We start from the raw sequence: 14,362 nt of genomic DNA, 5'->3' as shown, positions 1-14,362 counted from the left end.
GGCCTGGTATTCATCCTGGCCTATGTGGGCGTTAATTCCACTTTTTTGGCGGCCGTGGGGGGTGGCTTGTCGGTGGGTTTGGGATTTGGTCTCAAGGAAATATTTAGCAACTTCATCAGTGGCCTTTGGCTGTTGCTGGAGGGTTCCGTGCGTCCCGGTGATGTGTTGCTGCTCGAATCCGTTGGCGGTGGTGAGGATCCCTGCGAGGTATTGGAGCTTGGCTTGCGCGCCACCACCCTCTGGCGGGATCGCGACAATGTGGAGCTGGTTGTACCTAACCAGGATTTTTTCACCCAGTCGATGGTGACCTACAGCGGCATTCGTGATACTCACCGCCGCGGCCAGGTGCTAGTTGGGGCCGCCTATCACCATCCACCAGATCTGGTTATTGCCCTACTGGAGGCCACGGCAGCAAAGGTGCCGCGGGTTCTGACGAAGCCAAAGCCCAAGGGCCTGCTTTTGCGCTACGACGAATCCTGTATTACCTACGCAATTCGCTATTGGATTGAGAGGCCGATGGATGGGATCAGTGTGGCTAGTGAGGTGGGGATTGAGGTGTGGAAGACATTTGAGCAGGAGGGCATTGAGATTCCATTCCCCCAGAGGGTCGTTGCCATGAAGCCAGGGCCAGCCGCCCCATAGCCGCCGCTGCCGATGCCTGGGGCTTGAGCAGCACGGGCTTGCCAAGGGCCAGGCTGCGCATCTGGCGCCATTGGCGATTGCGGGCTCCGCCCCCCACGCTCAGCACCCGTTCCACCCTGGGGGCGCCGAGAGCTTCGAGGCTTTGCCAACCCCGCAGCTCCAGATCGGTGAGGCCCTCCAGCAGGGCCTGGAGAAAGTGGGCATCTGAGATGGGCCTGGGCCCGAGCACCGGCTCCAGCTCTGGATCATCGACCGGAAATCGCTCGCCCTTGCCCGGCTGGGGCCTGAGCTTCAGGCCCGTGCTTTGCCGGGGATCAATTTGGTTGCTGAGCTCTTCGATTTGGCCGGGGCTAAAAAACTGCAGTAATACCCCCGCCCCCGCATTTGCTGCCCCACCCACAAGCCAGCGGCCGCCGATCTGGTGGTTGCTGATGCCAGGTGCGATTAGGGGCCCATCGGCCCACTGCTTGAGCACCGTTGTGGTGCCGAGGATGGCGACCCCGTCGTTTGGCCCGGGTTCTGCTGCCAGGGCAGCGGCATTGCCATCGGTGGTTCCAGCTACCACCACCACCTCCCTGGCTAGGCCTAGCTGCCGGGCCGCCTCAGGGCAGATCGATCCCAGGGCAGTGCCGCTGGGTCTGATTTCGGGCAGGTAGCTCGCCCAGGCTTGGCTGGCAATGGCCTCGATCCAGCGCTGCTGCTCAAGGTCCCAGCCGAGGCGCAGGTTGTTGCCCGCTTCCCCCCAGCGCCAATCCCCCAGCAGCCAACCCATCAGCCAGTCGGCCTGATGGCGCAGCAAAAATGGCCCCCGTGCTGCCGCCGCCTCCGCTTTTGCCAGCAGGGCCAGGGCCCGGGCCGCGCTGGAGCTGGCGCCGCCCGGGGCTGCTGAGTGATCGGGGCAGGCTTGGCCGTAGGGCAGGGCCTCCGCCAGGGCTCCAGCCAACAGGCTGCCATCGGGCCGGCAGAGCAGCAGGGTGCCGGAGGTGCCATCGATGGCAACTGCCGCTACATGGGCCATCAGTTCCTTGGGCAGTTGGGCAGATAGGGCAATTAGGCCCTGGCGCCAGCCTTGGGGATCGGGGAAGGGGCTTGGGTAAGGGCCGCTGATTTGGGCGGCAATTTCGCCTGCCCCATCCACCAGCGCCAGCCGCAGCCCGCCAGTGCCCAGGTCTATGCCCAGGGCCATTGCCATTGGCTGCGTTCGCTAGTGGTGGGCGGTGGCCTGCTTCAGGGTGGCGGCGATGCTGTCGACGTTTTCCCAGGGGAGGTCGAGGTCGTTGCGGCCGAAGTGGCCATAGGCAGCCACGTCTTGGTAGAAGCGGCCGCCCCGCTGTTGGGGCAGGTTGCGCAGGCCAAAGGTTTCGATGATTGCGCCTGGCCGCAGGTCGAAGTGCCCCTGCACTAGGGCGGTGAGCTCCCCATTGCCGATGGCGCCGGTGCCAAAGCTCTCCACCAGGATGCTCACCGGTTTTGCCACGCCAATCGCGTAGCTCAACTGCACCTCCACTTTGCGGGCCAGGCCTGCTGCCACCAGGGCCTTGGCCACATAGCGGGCTGCGTAGGCGGCGGAGCGATCGACCTTGGTGGGATCTTTGCCCGAGAAGGCGCCACCGCCATGGCGGGCATAGCCGCCGTAGGTGTCCACAATGATTTTGCGGCCGGTCAGGCCCGCATCGCCCTGGGGCCCGCCCACCACGAATTTGCCCGTGGGATTGACCAGAAAACGGGTGTCGGCCTGGTTTGGCTTGAGATTTAGGTCGGCGGTGGCGGGCTCCACCACATGGCGCCAGAGGTCGGCGGCGATCTGTTCGCGCATGGCCTTCTCCTCGCTGATCGGTGCCGCGCCTGGCACCTCGATCTCAGCGGTGTGCTGGGTGGAGATCAGGATCGTGTCGATCGCCACGGGTTGGTCGTCTTCGTAGACAACGCTTACCTGGGTTTTGCCATCGGGCAGCAGGTAGCCCAGGGTGCCGTTGTGGCGCACTTCGGCCAGGCGCCTGGCCAGCCGGTGGGCCAGGCTGATCGGCAGCGGCATCAGCTCAGGGGTTTCCGTGCAGGCGTAGCCAAACATGATTCCCTGGTCGCCCGCACCCACCAGATCCAGGGGGTCACCGTCGTGGTCGTCGGCCTCATTGACACCCTGGGCGATGTCGGGAGATTGCTGGTCGAGGGCCACCAGCACGGCGGCACTGTTGGCGTCAAAACCGCCTGCCCTGGCCCCTGAATAGCCAATTTGTTTAATCACGCCCCGCACCAGGCTGTTGAAATCAACCCGGGCGGTGGTGGTCACTTCGCCTGTGATCAGGCAAAGACCGGTGTTCACGACGGTTTCGCAGGCCACCCTCGAGGCCGGGTCCTGGGCCAGGAGGGCATCGAGCACGGCATCACTCACCTGGTCGCAGATCTTGTCGGGATGCCCCTCGGTGACCGATTCGGAGGTGAAAACGTACCTGGTGCTTGTACCCATGCCGGCTGCTGCTTTGGTTGCTGAGCTATAGCAACCCACCCTATTCGCCTGGGTCACCCCCTATTTGCCCGGCGCAGCCAGCACCGTCAATTCATTCCAGTGGTAAATCAGGGGGTGGGATTCAGCCAAGGGCGGCGGCGTACTCCAGGCGGCGGTGTAACCGAGGGATCTGTGCTGGGGAATGCCTGCTGCCACAGCCATTTGCAGGTCGCTGTTGGCGTCCCCGATGAGCAGGCACTGCTCCACGGCCAGGCCCAATTCGGCGCAGAGGCCATGGATGGCCCCTGGATCCGGTTTGCGGGGCCGGTGTTCGGCGCTCCAGATGCCAGCAAAAAAAGGCCTTAGCTGGTGGCTTCCCAGGAAGTGCTCGATTCCGGCAACGTCGTCGTTGCTGATTACGGCGCAGAGCACTCCGGCTGCCTGCAATTGGCTCAGTAGGGGCAGCAGCCCGGCGGTGGTGTCGCTGGTGGGCCTGCCGTGCGGACGGCGTTGGCCATCGGCTTCGGCATTGGCATCGGCTTCGGCAAATACGGCCTCGCTGGTGGCCAGGGCTTCGGGCCAGCCCAGCCCCACCTGGGCCAGGGCGGTGGCAGTTGAAATCAGATTGTGATCCCTATGGGCCACGGCTGTGGTGCCAGCTGGGTGGAGCAAGGTGCCGCAGGCACTGAGGCCATAGGCCCGCTCTAAGAGGTTTTGCAGCTCGGGTTGCTGGCCTGGATCAACCCTCTGAAGACAAAGAAAAACCCTGGCCTTGGCCAGGGTGATCAGCTTCGCTTCGCTGAGGCTGAGGGTGCCATCCTTGTCGAATAGGACCCCACTAACGGGGCCGAGATTGGTGCCGCGGAGCAAAATCTCGGCCATTTGGTTGGTCTGGGTTGGTTAGGGGTGGGCTCAGTCGTCGTTGACATCGATCGATTCACCATCTTCGGCTTGCTCCAGCAGCATCTGCTTGTAACGGGCGGCCATTTCCTCAGCCTTTTCAAACACCTTGGCCGGATCGGTGAGCATGTCGCCGGGTTCCGGTTCGAGGGCCTTGGTGGAAAGCGAGATCCGACCGCGTTCGGCGTCGAGGTCGATGATCATCACCTTCATTTGATCGTTCACATTGAGCACCGTGTGGGGTGTCTCGATGTGCTCGTGGCTGATTTCGGAAATGTGCAGCAGGCCGCTCACCCCACCGATATCGATAAAGGCGCCGTAGGGCTTGATGCCACGAACCGTGCCGATCACCACTTCGCCAACTTCCAGGCGATTCATCTTCCGCTCCACCAGGGCGCGGCGATGGCTGAGCACCAGGCGGTTGCGCTCCTCGTCGACCTCTAGAAACTTGAGGGGCAGGAAATCTGCCACCAGTTCTTCCTTGGCCTTGCGGGTGCTGATGTGGCTGCCGGGGATGAAGCCCCGCAGGCCTTCTACCCGCACCAGGGCACCACCACGGTTGGTGGCAAACACTTCGCTGTAGATGGTGGCGTCTTCCTTCTGCAGCTGGCGAACCCGCTCCCAGGCCCGCTGATATTCGATCCGGCGGATGGAGAGCGAGAGCTGACCATCTTCGTTCTCCTCACTCATGATGAAGAACTCACGGATCTCGCCGGGCAGGAGCACATCGCTCAGGCCCTCAACCCGGTTGATCGAGACCTCCTGGAGGGGCATGAAGGCGGCGGTTTTGGCGCCGATATCGATCATGGCGCCCTTCGATTCGAGGGCAAAAACCGTACCGTTGACAACGTCACCGGGCTTGAAGTTGTAGTCGTACTTGCTCAGCAGCGAAGCGAATTCATCGAGGGTGAAACCCACCCCATCGGTGTCATTGCGGCTGGCGCGACTGCTGGGGTCATCGGCCGTGGGAACGTCTTCCGGAATGCTGAGGTCGAGCTCGTCAATGGCATCGAGCGCTGCTTCAATCTCGCTTTCGATGGCTTGGGTGCTTGCCTCAGGGCTTGCTTCGGAAGGGGTCACGGTCATGGGGGGATTGGCGGTCTGCCCTGGGGCAGTGCGAAGGATTCGCCCGGACTGCCCGCCAGCAGTTCAGACGCAATCTCCCATTGTAGCCAATTGCCCTTGACGCAACTGCTGGGCTCAGTTAGCCAATGGCTGGGTCCAGTTAGCCAATGGCTGCCAAGGAGGGCTTGGCTTTGGCAGAGCTCTTGGCGCGCTTGTTCAGCCGTTCGAGGGTGGAGACAAAGTCGCTGATGCCCTTGAACTGGCCATACACCGAAGCGAAGCGCACATAGGCCACCTCGCTCATCTCGGCCAGCTGTTGGAGCACCATTTCGCCTATCTCGGCACTGCTGACCTCGCGGCCACTGCGTTGCTGCAGCTGCAGTTCGATCTCATCCACCACACCCTCTAGGCGGGAGTGGGCCAGGCCGGTTTTCTCGCAGGCCCGCAGCACGCCGTGCAGCAACTTGCTGCGGTTGAAGGTTTCGCGGTTGAAATTGCGTTTCACCACGGTGATCGGCACCGTTTCCACCCGCTCATAGGTGGTGAAGCGAAAGTCGCAGTTGAGGCACTCCCGACGGCGGCGCACACTGCGGCCGCAATCGGCTGCCCGTGATTCGAGCACCCGGCTATCGGTGTGTTGGCAAGAGGGGCATTGCATCCCCGAGGTTCCGGGTGAACTTTTTAAAGTTAAACAGCATTTTCGGATTTGGGAAGGGGTTAACCAGCCCTTAATTGCCCTAATTGGCAGCTTCTTTTGCCATAAAAAAGCCCCTGATTGCTCAGGGGCGGAGTCATTGATGCAGAGAGAACGGCTAGATCACTTGCCGATTTTCGGGGGATCGCGGAAGGCGATGGCGAAAAACAGGGTTGAAATGGCCAGGGCCAGGATCAGGATGTAGGCAAAGCTTTCCATGGTTTCTCCTGGGTTCAGCTGAGGGTGGAACCGGCCGGGGGCACGTAGCCCTCGGGTAGGCGACGGGTGGAACGGTCGCCCAGTTTCTGGAACAGACCGAATTCAACCTGTTCGCCCAGGTCTGGATCGATGCCGGCGAACACATCGCGGTAGAGGGTGCGGGCACCGTGCCAAATGTGGCCGAAGAAGAAGAGCAGGGCGAATACTGCGTGGCCGAAGGTGAACCAGCCGCGCGGTGAGCTGCGGAAGGTGCCATCGGAGTGGTACTTCTCGCGGTCGAATTCAAAGGCTTCGCCGAGCTGGGCCTTGCGGGCGAGACGCTTCACATCGGCGGGGTCAGTGAAGGTTTGGCCGTTTAGAGCGCCGCCAAAGACGGTCGCCGTTACGCCTGTCTGTTCGAAGGAGTACTTCGCTTCGGCGCGGCGGAACGGAATGTCGGCTCGCACAATGCCGTCCTGGTCTTGGAGAATTACGGGGAAGTTCTCGAAGAAGTTGGGCAGACGGCGCACCTCGAGGTTGCGGCCGTCCTTATCGGTGAAGGAGATGTGACCCAGCCAGCCGGTGGGCAGGCCATCGCCATTGACCATCGGACCAACCCTGAACAGACCGCCCTTGGCGGGACTGTTGCCTACGTAGTCGTAGAAGGCCAGCTTTTCTGGAATCGAGGCATAGGCCTGTTCCATTGAGGCTCCGCCATCGAGGGCGGTTTGGACCCGGCGGTTGATTTCAGTTTTGAAGTAGCTCTGGTCCCACTGATAGCGGGTGGGGCCAAATAGCTCTACGGGGGTGGCGGCGGCGCCGTACCACATCGTTCCGGCGACGATGAAGGCAGCAAAGAAAACAGCTGCGATGGCCGAGGCCAATACCGTTTCAATGTTGCCCATGCGTAGGGCCTTGTAGAGGCGCTCCGGCGGCCGGGAGGTGATGTGGAAGATGCCGGCGATGATGCCCACAATGCCCGCAGCAATGTGGTGGGCCACGATGCCGCCAGGGTTAAACGGGTTAAATCCCTCTGGCCCCCAGGAGGGCTGTACCGCCTCTAGGTGGCCCGAAACCCCGTAGGCATCTGAGACCCACATGCCTGGGCCAAAGACGCCGGTGAGGTGGAAGGCTCCGAAGCCAAAGCAACCCAGGCCTGCGAGCAGTAGGTGGATGCCAAAGATTTTGGGCAGGTCTAGGGCAGGTTCGCCGGTGCGGGGGTCCTGCCAGATCTCCAGATCCCAGTAGGTCCAGTGCCAAATGGCAGCAAGGAAAAGCAGACCACTGAAAACGATGTGGGCTGCTGCCACACCTTCAAAGCTCCAGAAGCCAGGGTCTACACCGGTCTCGCCGGTGATGCTCCAGCCTCCCCAGCTGCCGGTAACGCCAAGGCGAGCCATGAAGGGCATGACAAACATGCCCTGCCGCCACATCGGGTTCAGGACCGCGTCGGAGGGATCAAAAATTGCAAGTTCGTAAAGCGCCATGGAGCCGGCCCAGCCGGCAACCAGAGCGGTGTGCATGAGGTGCACTGCCAAGAGGCGGCCCGGGTCGTTAATGACCACGGTGTGCACCCGATACCAGGGCAATCCCATGGGGAGTAGTTCTGGAGTGGGTGCGGCGATCGTAAGGGTGAGATGGGCCCTGCGGCGCGTCAGGTTACGGAGCGCAACGGCCGGGGTCATCGGGGCCTCCGCCAGAATGATCAGCATTCAGGTGCCCTAGCCATGCCGGTAATTCGATTTGTACGGGAAGAGCGTGATGTGGAGTGCTATCCGGGCGAAAACCTGCGCGAGGTGGCCCTACGTGAGGGCATCGAGCTCTACGGCCTAAAGGGAAAGCTGGGAAATTGCGGTGGCTGCGGCCAATGCATCACCTGTTTTGTGGAGGTGCCAGAGGCCATATCTGAGATGGCTCTCACTGGTCGCACCACGGTTGAGGAGAAGAAGTTGCGGGGGCGTCCCCAGAATTGGCGCCTGGCCTGCCAGGCCCTGGTGCAGCAATCGGTGCTGGTGCTCACCAGGCCCCAGGTGGGCTTGGCTGACAAGGAAAACGCGATGGCAGCCGCCATGGCCCAGCCCCTGCCCGAGGGGCCCACGGCCTGGCCTGCTCCGCCGGAGCCAATCGAAGAGGAGGGGCTGGAGGAGGAGGGGCTGGAAGAGGAGGGGCTGGAAGAGGAGCCAACCGCAACGAGCGGTGAAGCGGACTGAATCAGTCCATTTGACGGTGATAACGTCCGATTACCGTCTCACGGCTCGAATCCGATAACCATGGAAACCAACGACCTCGGCTTTGTTGCCAGCCTCATGTTCGTGTTGGTTCCGGCCGTGTTTTTGATCGTGCTTTATATCCAAACCAACAGCCGCCAGGGCGGCTGAGCGGTTGCAGGGCCAGGGCCCTCTCCCCTAACTGCGCTCCGGTTCGCGCACCAGCAGCACTGGGGCAGGGGCATGGACCCGGATGAAATCGCTTACGGAGCTGCTCAGCAGGCGATCGATGTCTACCAGCCCCCTTGCCACCACTGGGCGGCGGTCCTGGGATGCGATCACCACCAGATCGGCCTTGGCTTCCTCAGCAGCGGCGCAGACGTTGCGGCCGATGTCGCCGGTGCGGTGAAGGGTTTTCAGCTCTACCCCGTAGCTTCGGGCCCTCTGCACGGCCTTGCTTAGGGCCTCATCGGCAGGGTTTTTGCCACCGCGAGAGGGGGTGATGTCCTGGCGGCTGACGTGCACGCCAATCAGGCTGCCGCCGGGGATTTCCCGCACTAGCTCACAGGCCAACTTGAGGGCGTCGTCCCCCACGCCCGTGCCATCTACGGTCACCAGCACCCGGTTGATGTGACGTACGTAGAGGTCGTCGCGCACCAGCAGCATCGGCCGGGTGGAGAGCTGAAATACGTATTGGCTGGTGCTGTTGCTGAGAATTGCTTGGAGGCGGCTCAGGCCCCTGGAGCCAATCACGATCAGGTCGGAATTGAGCTCATCTGCCACCTTGAGCACGGTTTGCTTGGTGTCCCCCTGGCGGATGATGGTGTTGACCTCGTTGGGGCTGAGGCCCAGGCGAGCCACCGTTTCGGCCGCCAGGCCAGCTGCCTTTTGGGAGTGCTCGGCAAAGCTTTCGCCGACCTGCTCGGGCACCACGTGCAGCAGATTGAAACGGGCCTGCCGCACGACGGGGATCTCCCGCAGCATGCGCACCATCTCCTCGACATGGCCCTTATTGGAGTCGGTGATTAAAACGTTGCGAAACAAGGGTTTAAAAGTTGGCTTTGACTCAGCCTATGGCCGTTTTGCCGGCACCACCAATTGCAATCGCAGACCGTGATGGATATTTCGGGGATTAATCCCCAGCCCAGGCCGTGGCTTTTGGAGCGCCGGGTGTTGCCCCAGCACACCGACCATGCCGGCGTGATGTGGCATGGCGCCTATCTGGCCTGGCTCGAGGAGGCCCGGGTGGAGGCCCTGGCGGCGGTGGGCCTGGCCTACGCCGATCTCTCAGGCCGGGGTTTGGAGTTGCCTGTGGTGCACCTGGCCCTGGATTACAAGCAGGCCTTGCTCCATGGCGATCGGGTGCAGCTTTGCAGTGAGGTGTTGCCGCGCAAGGGGGTGAAATTGCCCTGGCGCAGTTGGTTTGTGGGGCCCGATGGGGTGCTGGCGGCGGAGGCCCGGGTGGAGCTGGTGCTGGTGGACCTAACTGCCGGGCCAGGCCAGCGCAAATTGCTGCGCCGGCTGCCCGCCGACCTGGCCGCAGCGATAGGGGCCCTAGAGCGGGGCCCGCAGTAGGAGTGCAGTACATTTGTACTGGCGTTTGCGGGCGGGTTCTTGTCTTCTCTGGGAGCAGCTGAGCTAGTCGCAGCTGAGCTAGTCGCGGCTGAGCAGTGGAAATCCGAGCAGCGGCTTTGGTGGCTCCTGTGGAGCGGTTGCCAGGGGCTGGGTTCGGCGCGGCTGGCCCTGATCGAAGCCCGCTGGCGTGATTGGTCTGGGGCCTGGCGGGCGAGCCTGGCGGAGCTGGGCGAGTTGCCCGGTTTTGGTCCCAGCCTGCTGCAGCAAATCGCCAGCTATCGGCAGCGTTGGGGGCCCGAGCCCCTGGCCAAGTTGGCCCGATCCGCCCAAGTGCGCCGGGTGCTGCTGCCCGGTGATCGGGCTTTCCCGCCAGCCCTGCACAAGCTGGAGCGCCCACCCCTGGGGCTCTATTGGCGCGGACGGGGTTCGCTCTGGCCCCAGCTAGCTCGCCGACAGGCGATTGCGGTGGTGGGCACCCGCCATCCTTCCGTGCCAGGGCGTTCCATGGCCAGGGCCCTGGGGGCTGCCCTTGCCCAGGCGGGTTGGCCCGTGGTCAGTGGTTTGGCTGAAGGCATTGATGCGGCAGTCCACGAGGGCTGCCTGGCCCGCGGTGGCAGGCCGGTGGCGGTGTTGGGTACTCCTGTAGAGCGGGTCTATCCGCGCCACCACGGTGCCCTGCAGCGCCAGGTTGCGGAGCAGGGGTTGTTGGTGAGTGAGCAGGGCCCGGGGGCGGCCGTTAGGGCCGGCAATTTTGCTGCCCGCAATCGGCTCCAGGTGGCCCTTGCTGCCGGCGTGGTCTTGGTTGAATGCCCAATGCAAAGCGGGGCCCTGCTCTCCGCAGAATTGGCCTGGCGCCAAGACCTACCCCTCTGGATCGTGCCGGCCGACCCCGGCAAGGTCTCGGCGGCCGGCAGCAACCGCCTACTGGCTCGGGCCGGCAGTGTGTTGTTGGATCCGGCCGATCTGGTGCATCAGTTGGGTCCCGGCCCCTTGCTGGCAGCCAATTCGGAGTTGGCCCCCAAGCCGGAGTTGGCAGCCAATTCCCTCCCAAACCCAGGGGCCCATCGGGCCCTGCTGGCTGCCGTGGGTCAGGGGGCCTCCCTCGAGGGGCTTTGTGCAGCCCTAAACGAACCCCCAGCAGAGCTGTCTACCCGCTTGCTGCAACTGGAGTTGGGCGGCTTGCTAAAGGCCGAGCCGGGCCTCTGGTGGCGGCCCACTTAGCCTGGCTTGATGGCCCTCCACCAGCGCAGTGAAGCCAAGCCCCCCGCGGGCCAAGACCTCCCCTGTGGAGCTGATCTGCTCGCCTGGCGCCAGCGCCAATTGGCAGTTGGTGGCCGCGCTGCCGACCTGGATTGGTTGGTTGATCTGGGCGGTGGGCTTCCCTGGACTGCGCTGCAATCGCTGCGTCTTGATCCCAGCGCCAGCGTCCGATTGAGCCAGTCGCTCGATGGGCTGGAGCAGCTCTGGCGCCGCCATCTCAGCACCGCTGAGCCCTTGCAGTATTTGGTGGGGTTGTGCCCCTGGCGCGATTTGCAACTGCTGGTGGCCCCGGGGGTGCTGATTCCACGCCAGGAGACCGAATTGCTGGTGGAGCTGGCCTTGGCCGTGCGGGAAGGTGATCCACCCCAGCTATGGGCCGATCTCGGCACGGGTTCGGGCTGCATTGCCAGGGCCCTGGCCCAGGCCTGGCCGCTCAGTAGGGGGTTGGCGGTGGAGCTAAGCCCTGGGGCGATTGCCATTGCCCAGGAGAATTTGCGGGCCAATCTGCAGGCCAAGCAGGTGGAGCTTTTGCAGGGCAGCTGGTGGGAGCCCCTGCGGCCATGGTGGGGGCAGCTGGAGGTGGTGGTGGCCAATCCCCCCTATATCCCCACCGCTGTATGGGCAGATCTGGAGCCGGTGGTGAAGGAGCACGAACCGATCACGGCCCTTGATGGCGGAGCCGATGGTCTCAAGGCCCTGCGGGCGATTGCGGTTGATGCCACGGCAGCTTTGGCGCCGGGGGGCTGGCTGTTTGTTGAGCATCACCACGACCAAAGCACCGCGGTGCAAGCCCTTTTGGCTGACCATGGGCTTGGTGAAGTCACCGCCCACCCCGACCTGGAGGGCACCAGCCGCTTTGTTGCTGCCCGGAGACCTTTGCCATGAGCCCCATTCCCCCTTGGCGCCTGCTGGAGCCCGAGCTCCTGGCGGCCCGTTTGTGGGCCGGTGAACTCGCCCTATTTCCCACCGACACCCTGCCGGCCCTGGGGGTAATTCCGAGTCGGGCGGCCCTGCTCTGGGAGCTCAAGCGGCGGCCGGCGGAGAAGCCCCTGATCCTGATGGGCGCAAGCCTGGAGCAATTACAGGAGGCCTTGGAGGTTCCCTGGCGCAGCGAGTGGTTGGCCGCGGCGGAGCTGGGCTGGCCAGGGGCCCTCACCCTGGTGCTGCCGGCCCATGGGCCAGTAATTGAGGCCCTTAATCCCGGGGGCTCAAGCCTGGGGGTTCGGGTGCCGGCCTGCCCCCAGGCCTGCCGGTTGCTGGAGCTCAGCGGCCCTTTGGCCACCACCAGCGCCAATCCATCCGGGGCGGAGCCGGCCAGTTCGCCAGAGGAGGCGGCTGCCCTATTCCCCCAGCTGCCCCTTTTGGGGCCCCTGCCTTGGCCCAAGGCAACGGGCCAGGCCAGCACTGTGATTGCCTGGATAGATCAGTCTGCCGGGCAGCCCACTGGCCAGCTCGATGGGCAAATTGGCAGTTGGCAGGTGCTGCGCGCTGGTGCTGTACTGCTCCCAGGGATGTAGGCAGGGGCCATGGCCTCCTTAGGGCTGATTTTGTTGGTGGTTTTGGTGATAAACCACTGGTTTTTCCAGCCGCTGATCCATTTAGGTGGCTGGCTTTTTGAAGCCCGTTGGTTTATCGGGATGGTCGTGGTGGTGGCCCTATGGCTTGTGGCCGGAGCCAGGGCGGATTCCGAGGGCAGTAAGGGCCAGTAGGCCGGCCATGAGCGCATAGCCAAGGGCCCAGGAGCTGCCGGCTCCCCAGCCCAGCTTGAGCACGGTGTCGGCCTGGGTAAACCGCCAGGCGTGAATTACGCCAAGCCAGGAGCTGGCCGCGGCGATGGCAGCGCAGGCACTGGCGGCCCAAAAGCGCCGCTCAATCACAAATACCAGCAACCCAGAAAGCAGCATTGCCGCAATGATTTGGCCCTGCTCCAGGGCAAAGGCGCCACTGGCCCAAACATCCGCCTGGGCTAACTGGCCCAGCATTTCCGGGCCAAAGGGGTGGGCGCCATTGCCCGCCCCACCGGCCCTAAGGCCCGCCTTCAGCATCAGGGCTCCCCACCCCGCCAAGCCCGGCAACAGCCCCAGGACCACGGCGGGGGCATGGCTGCGGGGCGTGGCTTGAAAGGCCTGGGCGGCAATCACGATGCCGATATACAAAACAATGGCCATGCCGGCCTCGATCGGCACGAGCTGGCCCACCACTCCAAACAGGCCAAACAGGCAGCCCAGGCCCATCACCAAACCGTTAAGCCAGGAGTAGCCAATGCGCGCTCCCATGGCCTTCCAGGCTGGATGGCCGATGTAGAGGGTGGTGGGGAAACAGGAGCCCAGGCCTGCCGCCGCAAGGGTGCCCAGGCCGTTGATCAATAGGGAGCTGCGCACCGGGTAGCGGTCGCCGGCCGCTTCTGCACTTTCCAGGTTTTGCAGGGAACCGAGCACGTTGAAAAGGCCCATGGGCACTATCACCCCCAGCCAGGGGAGGAGTTGGCCGCGGGCCATCCATAGGGCCCCCAGTTGCAGTTGGGGCCAGCGCAGGCCCAGTTGGGCCGTATTGCTACTCCAGCTGGCTGCATCGATATGGATCAGGCCGCTGGCCCAGGCCAGGGGGATGCCCACAAGGACCGCCACCAACCCTCCCGGAAGGGGCAGGCGCACCTGGCCGTAGTAGGTGATCAAGATCACCGTGAGCACCGCCAAACCCACTACCGGTTGGGCGTAGGTGCGCAGCAGAAAACCGAGGGCGATGTAGCCCAGGGCAATGCCGGCGAGGGTGGAAAGCAGGGCCGCACGGGGCAGCCAGCGCCTTAGCCAGCCGGCGCAAAATGCCCCTGTTGCTTCAATTAGCCCCGATCCCAGGCAGGCCACCAGACCCGCTTGCCAGGAGAGTTGCACCGCTTCCGCTTCCGCCAAGCCCTGGCCCAGGGCGGCCAGCTTCACCGGCAACATCACTAAAAAAACGAAGGCAAACAGGCTCACGGTGTTGATGCCATAAGGCAGGGCCGTTCGATCCCAGCGCTGCTCACTTTTGGCAATTAGGTAGGCCTGGCGTGCATAGGCGAAGTTGCCAACTACCAGGCTGATGCCGGTGGCCGGCAGGATTGCCCCAAATATCAACTTGTCGGGATAGCCCAATACCCCGCGGCAGAGACCCACGATCAGGAGGATCTGGATCAGGTTGTCTAGGCCGAGGCCCAGAAATCCATCCAGATCACCCCTGACCCATAACCGCGGCAGAGCTCGTCGCATTATTTGGCTGGGGCGGGGAGCTAGTTGCTGCTGGGCTGGAGTTTGGCGGCGGCATTAATGCCTGCAATCAAGCTGCTGACTGTCTTCTGGTCGGCGGCGTTCAACTTGCTGAGGCAACCGTTATTGACCT

The 14,362-nt window shown here is 63.5% G+C and carries 16 protein-coding genes; 7 read left to right on the top strand and 9 right to left on the bottom strand.

All coding sequences use genetic code 11. The annotated features are described in order from the left end of the window. Nucleotides 1-642, top strand: a 642-nt coding sequence (locus tag KBY58_RS10725) for a mechanosensitive ion channel family protein (RefSeq protein WP_255004319.1), incomplete at its 5' end; no start/stop codon positions are given. On the opposite strand, the gene KBY58_RS10720 is transcribed toward KBY58_RS10725, so the two are convergent. The 7 genes from KBY58_RS10720 to psbB form a co-directional block, all read right to left on the bottom strand. Further along, complete coding sequence (locus KBY58_RS10720; RefSeq protein WP_255004318.1) at nucleotides 536-1,834, bottom strand: FGGY-family carbohydrate kinase; 1,299 nt, start codon at nucleotides 1,832-1,834, stop codon at nucleotides 536-538. The genes KBY58_RS10725 and KBY58_RS10720 overlap by 107 nt on opposite strands. A 12-nt stretch (nucleotides 1,835-1,846) precedes the next feature. Beyond that, nucleotides 1,847-3,109: a methionine adenosyltransferase gene (gene metK, locus KBY58_RS10715; protein ID WP_255004317.1), complete on the bottom strand. Its 1,263-nt coding sequence runs from the start codon at nucleotides 3,107-3,109 to the stop codon at nucleotides 1,847-1,849. Between the two features lie 60 nt (nucleotides 3,110-3,169). After that, nucleotides 3,170-3,970 carry an HAD family hydrolase gene (locus KBY58_RS10710; protein WP_255004316.1) on the bottom strand — a complete coding sequence of 267 codons (801 nt, stop codon included), beginning with the start codon at nucleotides 3,968-3,970 and terminating at the stop codon, nucleotides 3,170-3,172. A gap of 30 nt (nucleotides 3,971-4,000) precedes the next feature. Continuing rightward, nucleotides 4,001-5,074, bottom strand: a complete 1,074-nt coding sequence (locus KBY58_RS10705) for a 30S ribosomal protein S1 (protein ID WP_254934727.1) — start codon at nucleotides 5,072-5,074, stop codon at nucleotides 4,001-4,003. 139 nt (nucleotides 5,075-5,213) lie between these two features. Then, a complete protein-coding gene (gene nrdR / locus KBY58_RS10700) occupies nucleotides 5,214-5,711 on the bottom strand; it encodes a transcriptional regulator NrdR (RefSeq protein ID WP_254934726.1) in 498 nt (165 codons plus the stop codon). 159 nt (nucleotides 5,712-5,870) lie between these two features. Then, entirely contained in the window at nucleotides 5,871-5,966 is a 96-nt protein-coding gene (locus KBY58_RS10695) for a photosystem II reaction center protein T (RefSeq protein WP_010314684.1), read from the bottom strand. Between the two features lie 14 nt (nucleotides 5,967-5,980). Next, complete coding sequence (gene psbB / locus KBY58_RS10690; protein WP_254934866.1) at nucleotides 5,981-7,540, bottom strand: photosystem II chlorophyll-binding protein CP47; 1,560 nt, start codon at nucleotides 7,538-7,540, stop codon at nucleotides 5,981-5,983. 132 nt (nucleotides 7,541-7,672) lie between these two features. Between psbB and KBY58_RS10685 the strand changes: the two genes are divergently transcribed. Further along, on the top strand, nucleotides 7,673-8,155 hold the full coding sequence (locus tag KBY58_RS10685) for a 2Fe-2S iron-sulfur cluster-binding protein (RefSeq protein WP_255004315.1): 483 nt from the start codon (nucleotides 7,673-7,675) through the stop codon (nucleotides 8,153-8,155). A 60-nt stretch (nucleotides 8,156-8,215) separates the two neighbouring features. Beyond that, on the top strand, nucleotides 8,216-8,323 hold the full coding sequence (gene psbM / locus KBY58_RS10680) for a photosystem II reaction center protein PsbM (protein WP_254934724.1): 108 nt from the start codon (nucleotides 8,216-8,218) through the stop codon (nucleotides 8,321-8,323). 27 nt (nucleotides 8,324-8,350) lie between these two features. Here the strand turns inward: psbM and KBY58_RS10675 are convergent, their stop codons facing one another. Next, the gene (locus tag KBY58_RS10675) at nucleotides 8,351-9,196 is read right to left on the bottom strand and encodes a universal stress protein (RefSeq protein ID WP_255004313.1); all 846 of its coding nucleotides are present in this window, start codon (nucleotides 9,194-9,196) and stop codon (nucleotides 8,351-8,353) included. 72 nt (nucleotides 9,197-9,268) lie between these two features. Between KBY58_RS10675 and KBY58_RS10670 the strand changes: the two genes are divergently transcribed. From KBY58_RS10670 to KBY58_RS10655, 4 genes are read left to right on the top strand one after another with little or no spacing between them, the layout of a single operon-like run. Further along, nucleotides 9,269-9,727, top strand: coding sequence for an acyl-CoA thioesterase (locus tag KBY58_RS10670; protein ID WP_255004322.1), 459 nt, complete (start codon nucleotides 9,269-9,271; stop codon nucleotides 9,725-9,727). 39 nt (nucleotides 9,728-9,766) lie between these two features. After that, a complete protein-coding gene (locus KBY58_RS10665) occupies nucleotides 9,767-10,948 on the top strand; it encodes a DNA-processing protein DprA (protein ID WP_315858056.1) in 1,182 nt (393 codons plus the stop codon). 9 nt (nucleotides 10,949-10,957) lie between these two features. Next, the gene (prmC, locus tag KBY58_RS10660) at nucleotides 10,958-11,872 is read left to right on the top strand and encodes a peptide chain release factor N(5)-glutamine methyltransferase (RefSeq protein WP_255004312.1); all 915 of its coding nucleotides are present in this window, start codon (nucleotides 10,958-10,960) and stop codon (nucleotides 11,870-11,872) included. Next, nucleotides 11,869-12,504 carry an L-threonylcarbamoyladenylate synthase gene (locus KBY58_RS10655; protein WP_255004311.1) on the top strand — a complete coding sequence of 212 codons (636 nt, stop codon included), beginning with the start codon at nucleotides 11,869-11,871 and terminating at the stop codon, nucleotides 12,502-12,504. The genes prmC and KBY58_RS10655 overlap by 4 nt, the downstream gene beginning before the upstream one ends. A 138-nt stretch (nucleotides 12,505-12,642) precedes the next feature. Here the strand turns inward: KBY58_RS10655 and KBY58_RS10650 are convergent, their stop codons facing one another. Then, a complete protein-coding gene (locus tag KBY58_RS10650) occupies nucleotides 12,643-14,232 on the bottom strand; it encodes an NCS2 family permease (protein WP_255004310.1) in 1,590 nt (529 codons plus the stop codon). Between the last annotated feature and the right edge of the window lie 130 nt (nucleotides 14,233-14,362).

This window comes from Cyanobium sp. HWJ4-Hawea (assembly GCF_024345815.1).
Classification (GTDB): Bacteria; Cyanobacteriota; Cyanobacteriia; order PCC-6307; family Cyanobiaceae; genus Cyanobium_A.
The sequence above is the reverse complement of the archived record's forward strand: the minus strand, read 5'-3'. Positions and strand labels throughout refer to the sequence as shown.

What these genes read in the sequence shown, in the direction of transcription:
- KBY58_RS10720 (WP_255004318.1), bottom strand. Translation starts at nt 1,834, where the DNA reads ATGGCAATGGCCCTGGGCATAGACCTGGGCACTGGCGGGCTGCGGCTG.
- metK (WP_255004317.1), bottom strand. Translation starts at nt 3,109, where the DNA reads ATGGGTACAAGCACCAGGTACGTTTTCACCTCCGAATCGGTCACCGAG.
- KBY58_RS10710 (WP_255004316.1), bottom strand. Translation starts at nt 3,970, where the DNA reads ATGGCCGAGATTTTGCTCCGCGGCACCAATCTCGGCCCCGTTAGTGGG.
- KBY58_RS10705 (WP_254934727.1), bottom strand. Translation starts at nt 5,074, where the DNA reads ATGACCGTGACCCCTTCCGAAGCAAGCCCTGAGGCAAGCACCCAAGCC.
- nrdR (WP_254934726.1), bottom strand. Translation starts at nt 5,711, where the DNA reads ATGCAATGCCCCTCTTGCCAACACACCGATAGCCGGGTGCTCGAATCA.
- KBY58_RS10695 (WP_010314684.1), bottom strand. Translation starts at nt 5,966, where the DNA reads ATGGAAAGCTTTGCCTACATCCTGATCCTGGCCCTGGCCATTTCAACC.
- psbB (WP_254934866.1), bottom strand. Translation starts at nt 7,540, where the DNA reads ATGGGATTGCCCTGGTATCGGGTGCACACCGTGGTCATTAACGACCCG.
- KBY58_RS10685 (WP_255004315.1), top strand. Translation starts at nt 7,673, where the DNA reads ATGCCGGTAATTCGATTTGTACGGGAAGAGCGTGATGTGGAGTGCTAT.
- psbM (WP_254934724.1), top strand. Translation starts at nt 8,216, where the DNA reads ATGGAAACCAACGACCTCGGCTTTGTTGCCAGCCTCATGTTCGTGTTG.
- KBY58_RS10670 (WP_255004322.1), top strand. Translation starts at nt 9,269, where the DNA reads ATGGATATTTCGGGGATTAATCCCCAGCCCAGGCCGTGGCTTTTGGAG.
- prmC (WP_255004312.1), top strand. Translation starts at nt 10,958, where the DNA reads ATGGCCCTCCACCAGCGCAGTGAAGCCAAGCCCCCCGCGGGCCAAGAC.
- KBY58_RS10655 (WP_255004311.1), top strand. Translation starts at nt 11,869, where the DNA reads ATGAGCCCCATTCCCCCTTGGCGCCTGCTGGAGCCCGAGCTCCTGGCG.
- KBY58_RS10650 (WP_255004310.1), bottom strand. Translation starts at nt 14,232, where the DNA reads ATGCGACGAGCTCTGCCGCGGTTATGGGTCAGGGGTGATCTGGATGGA.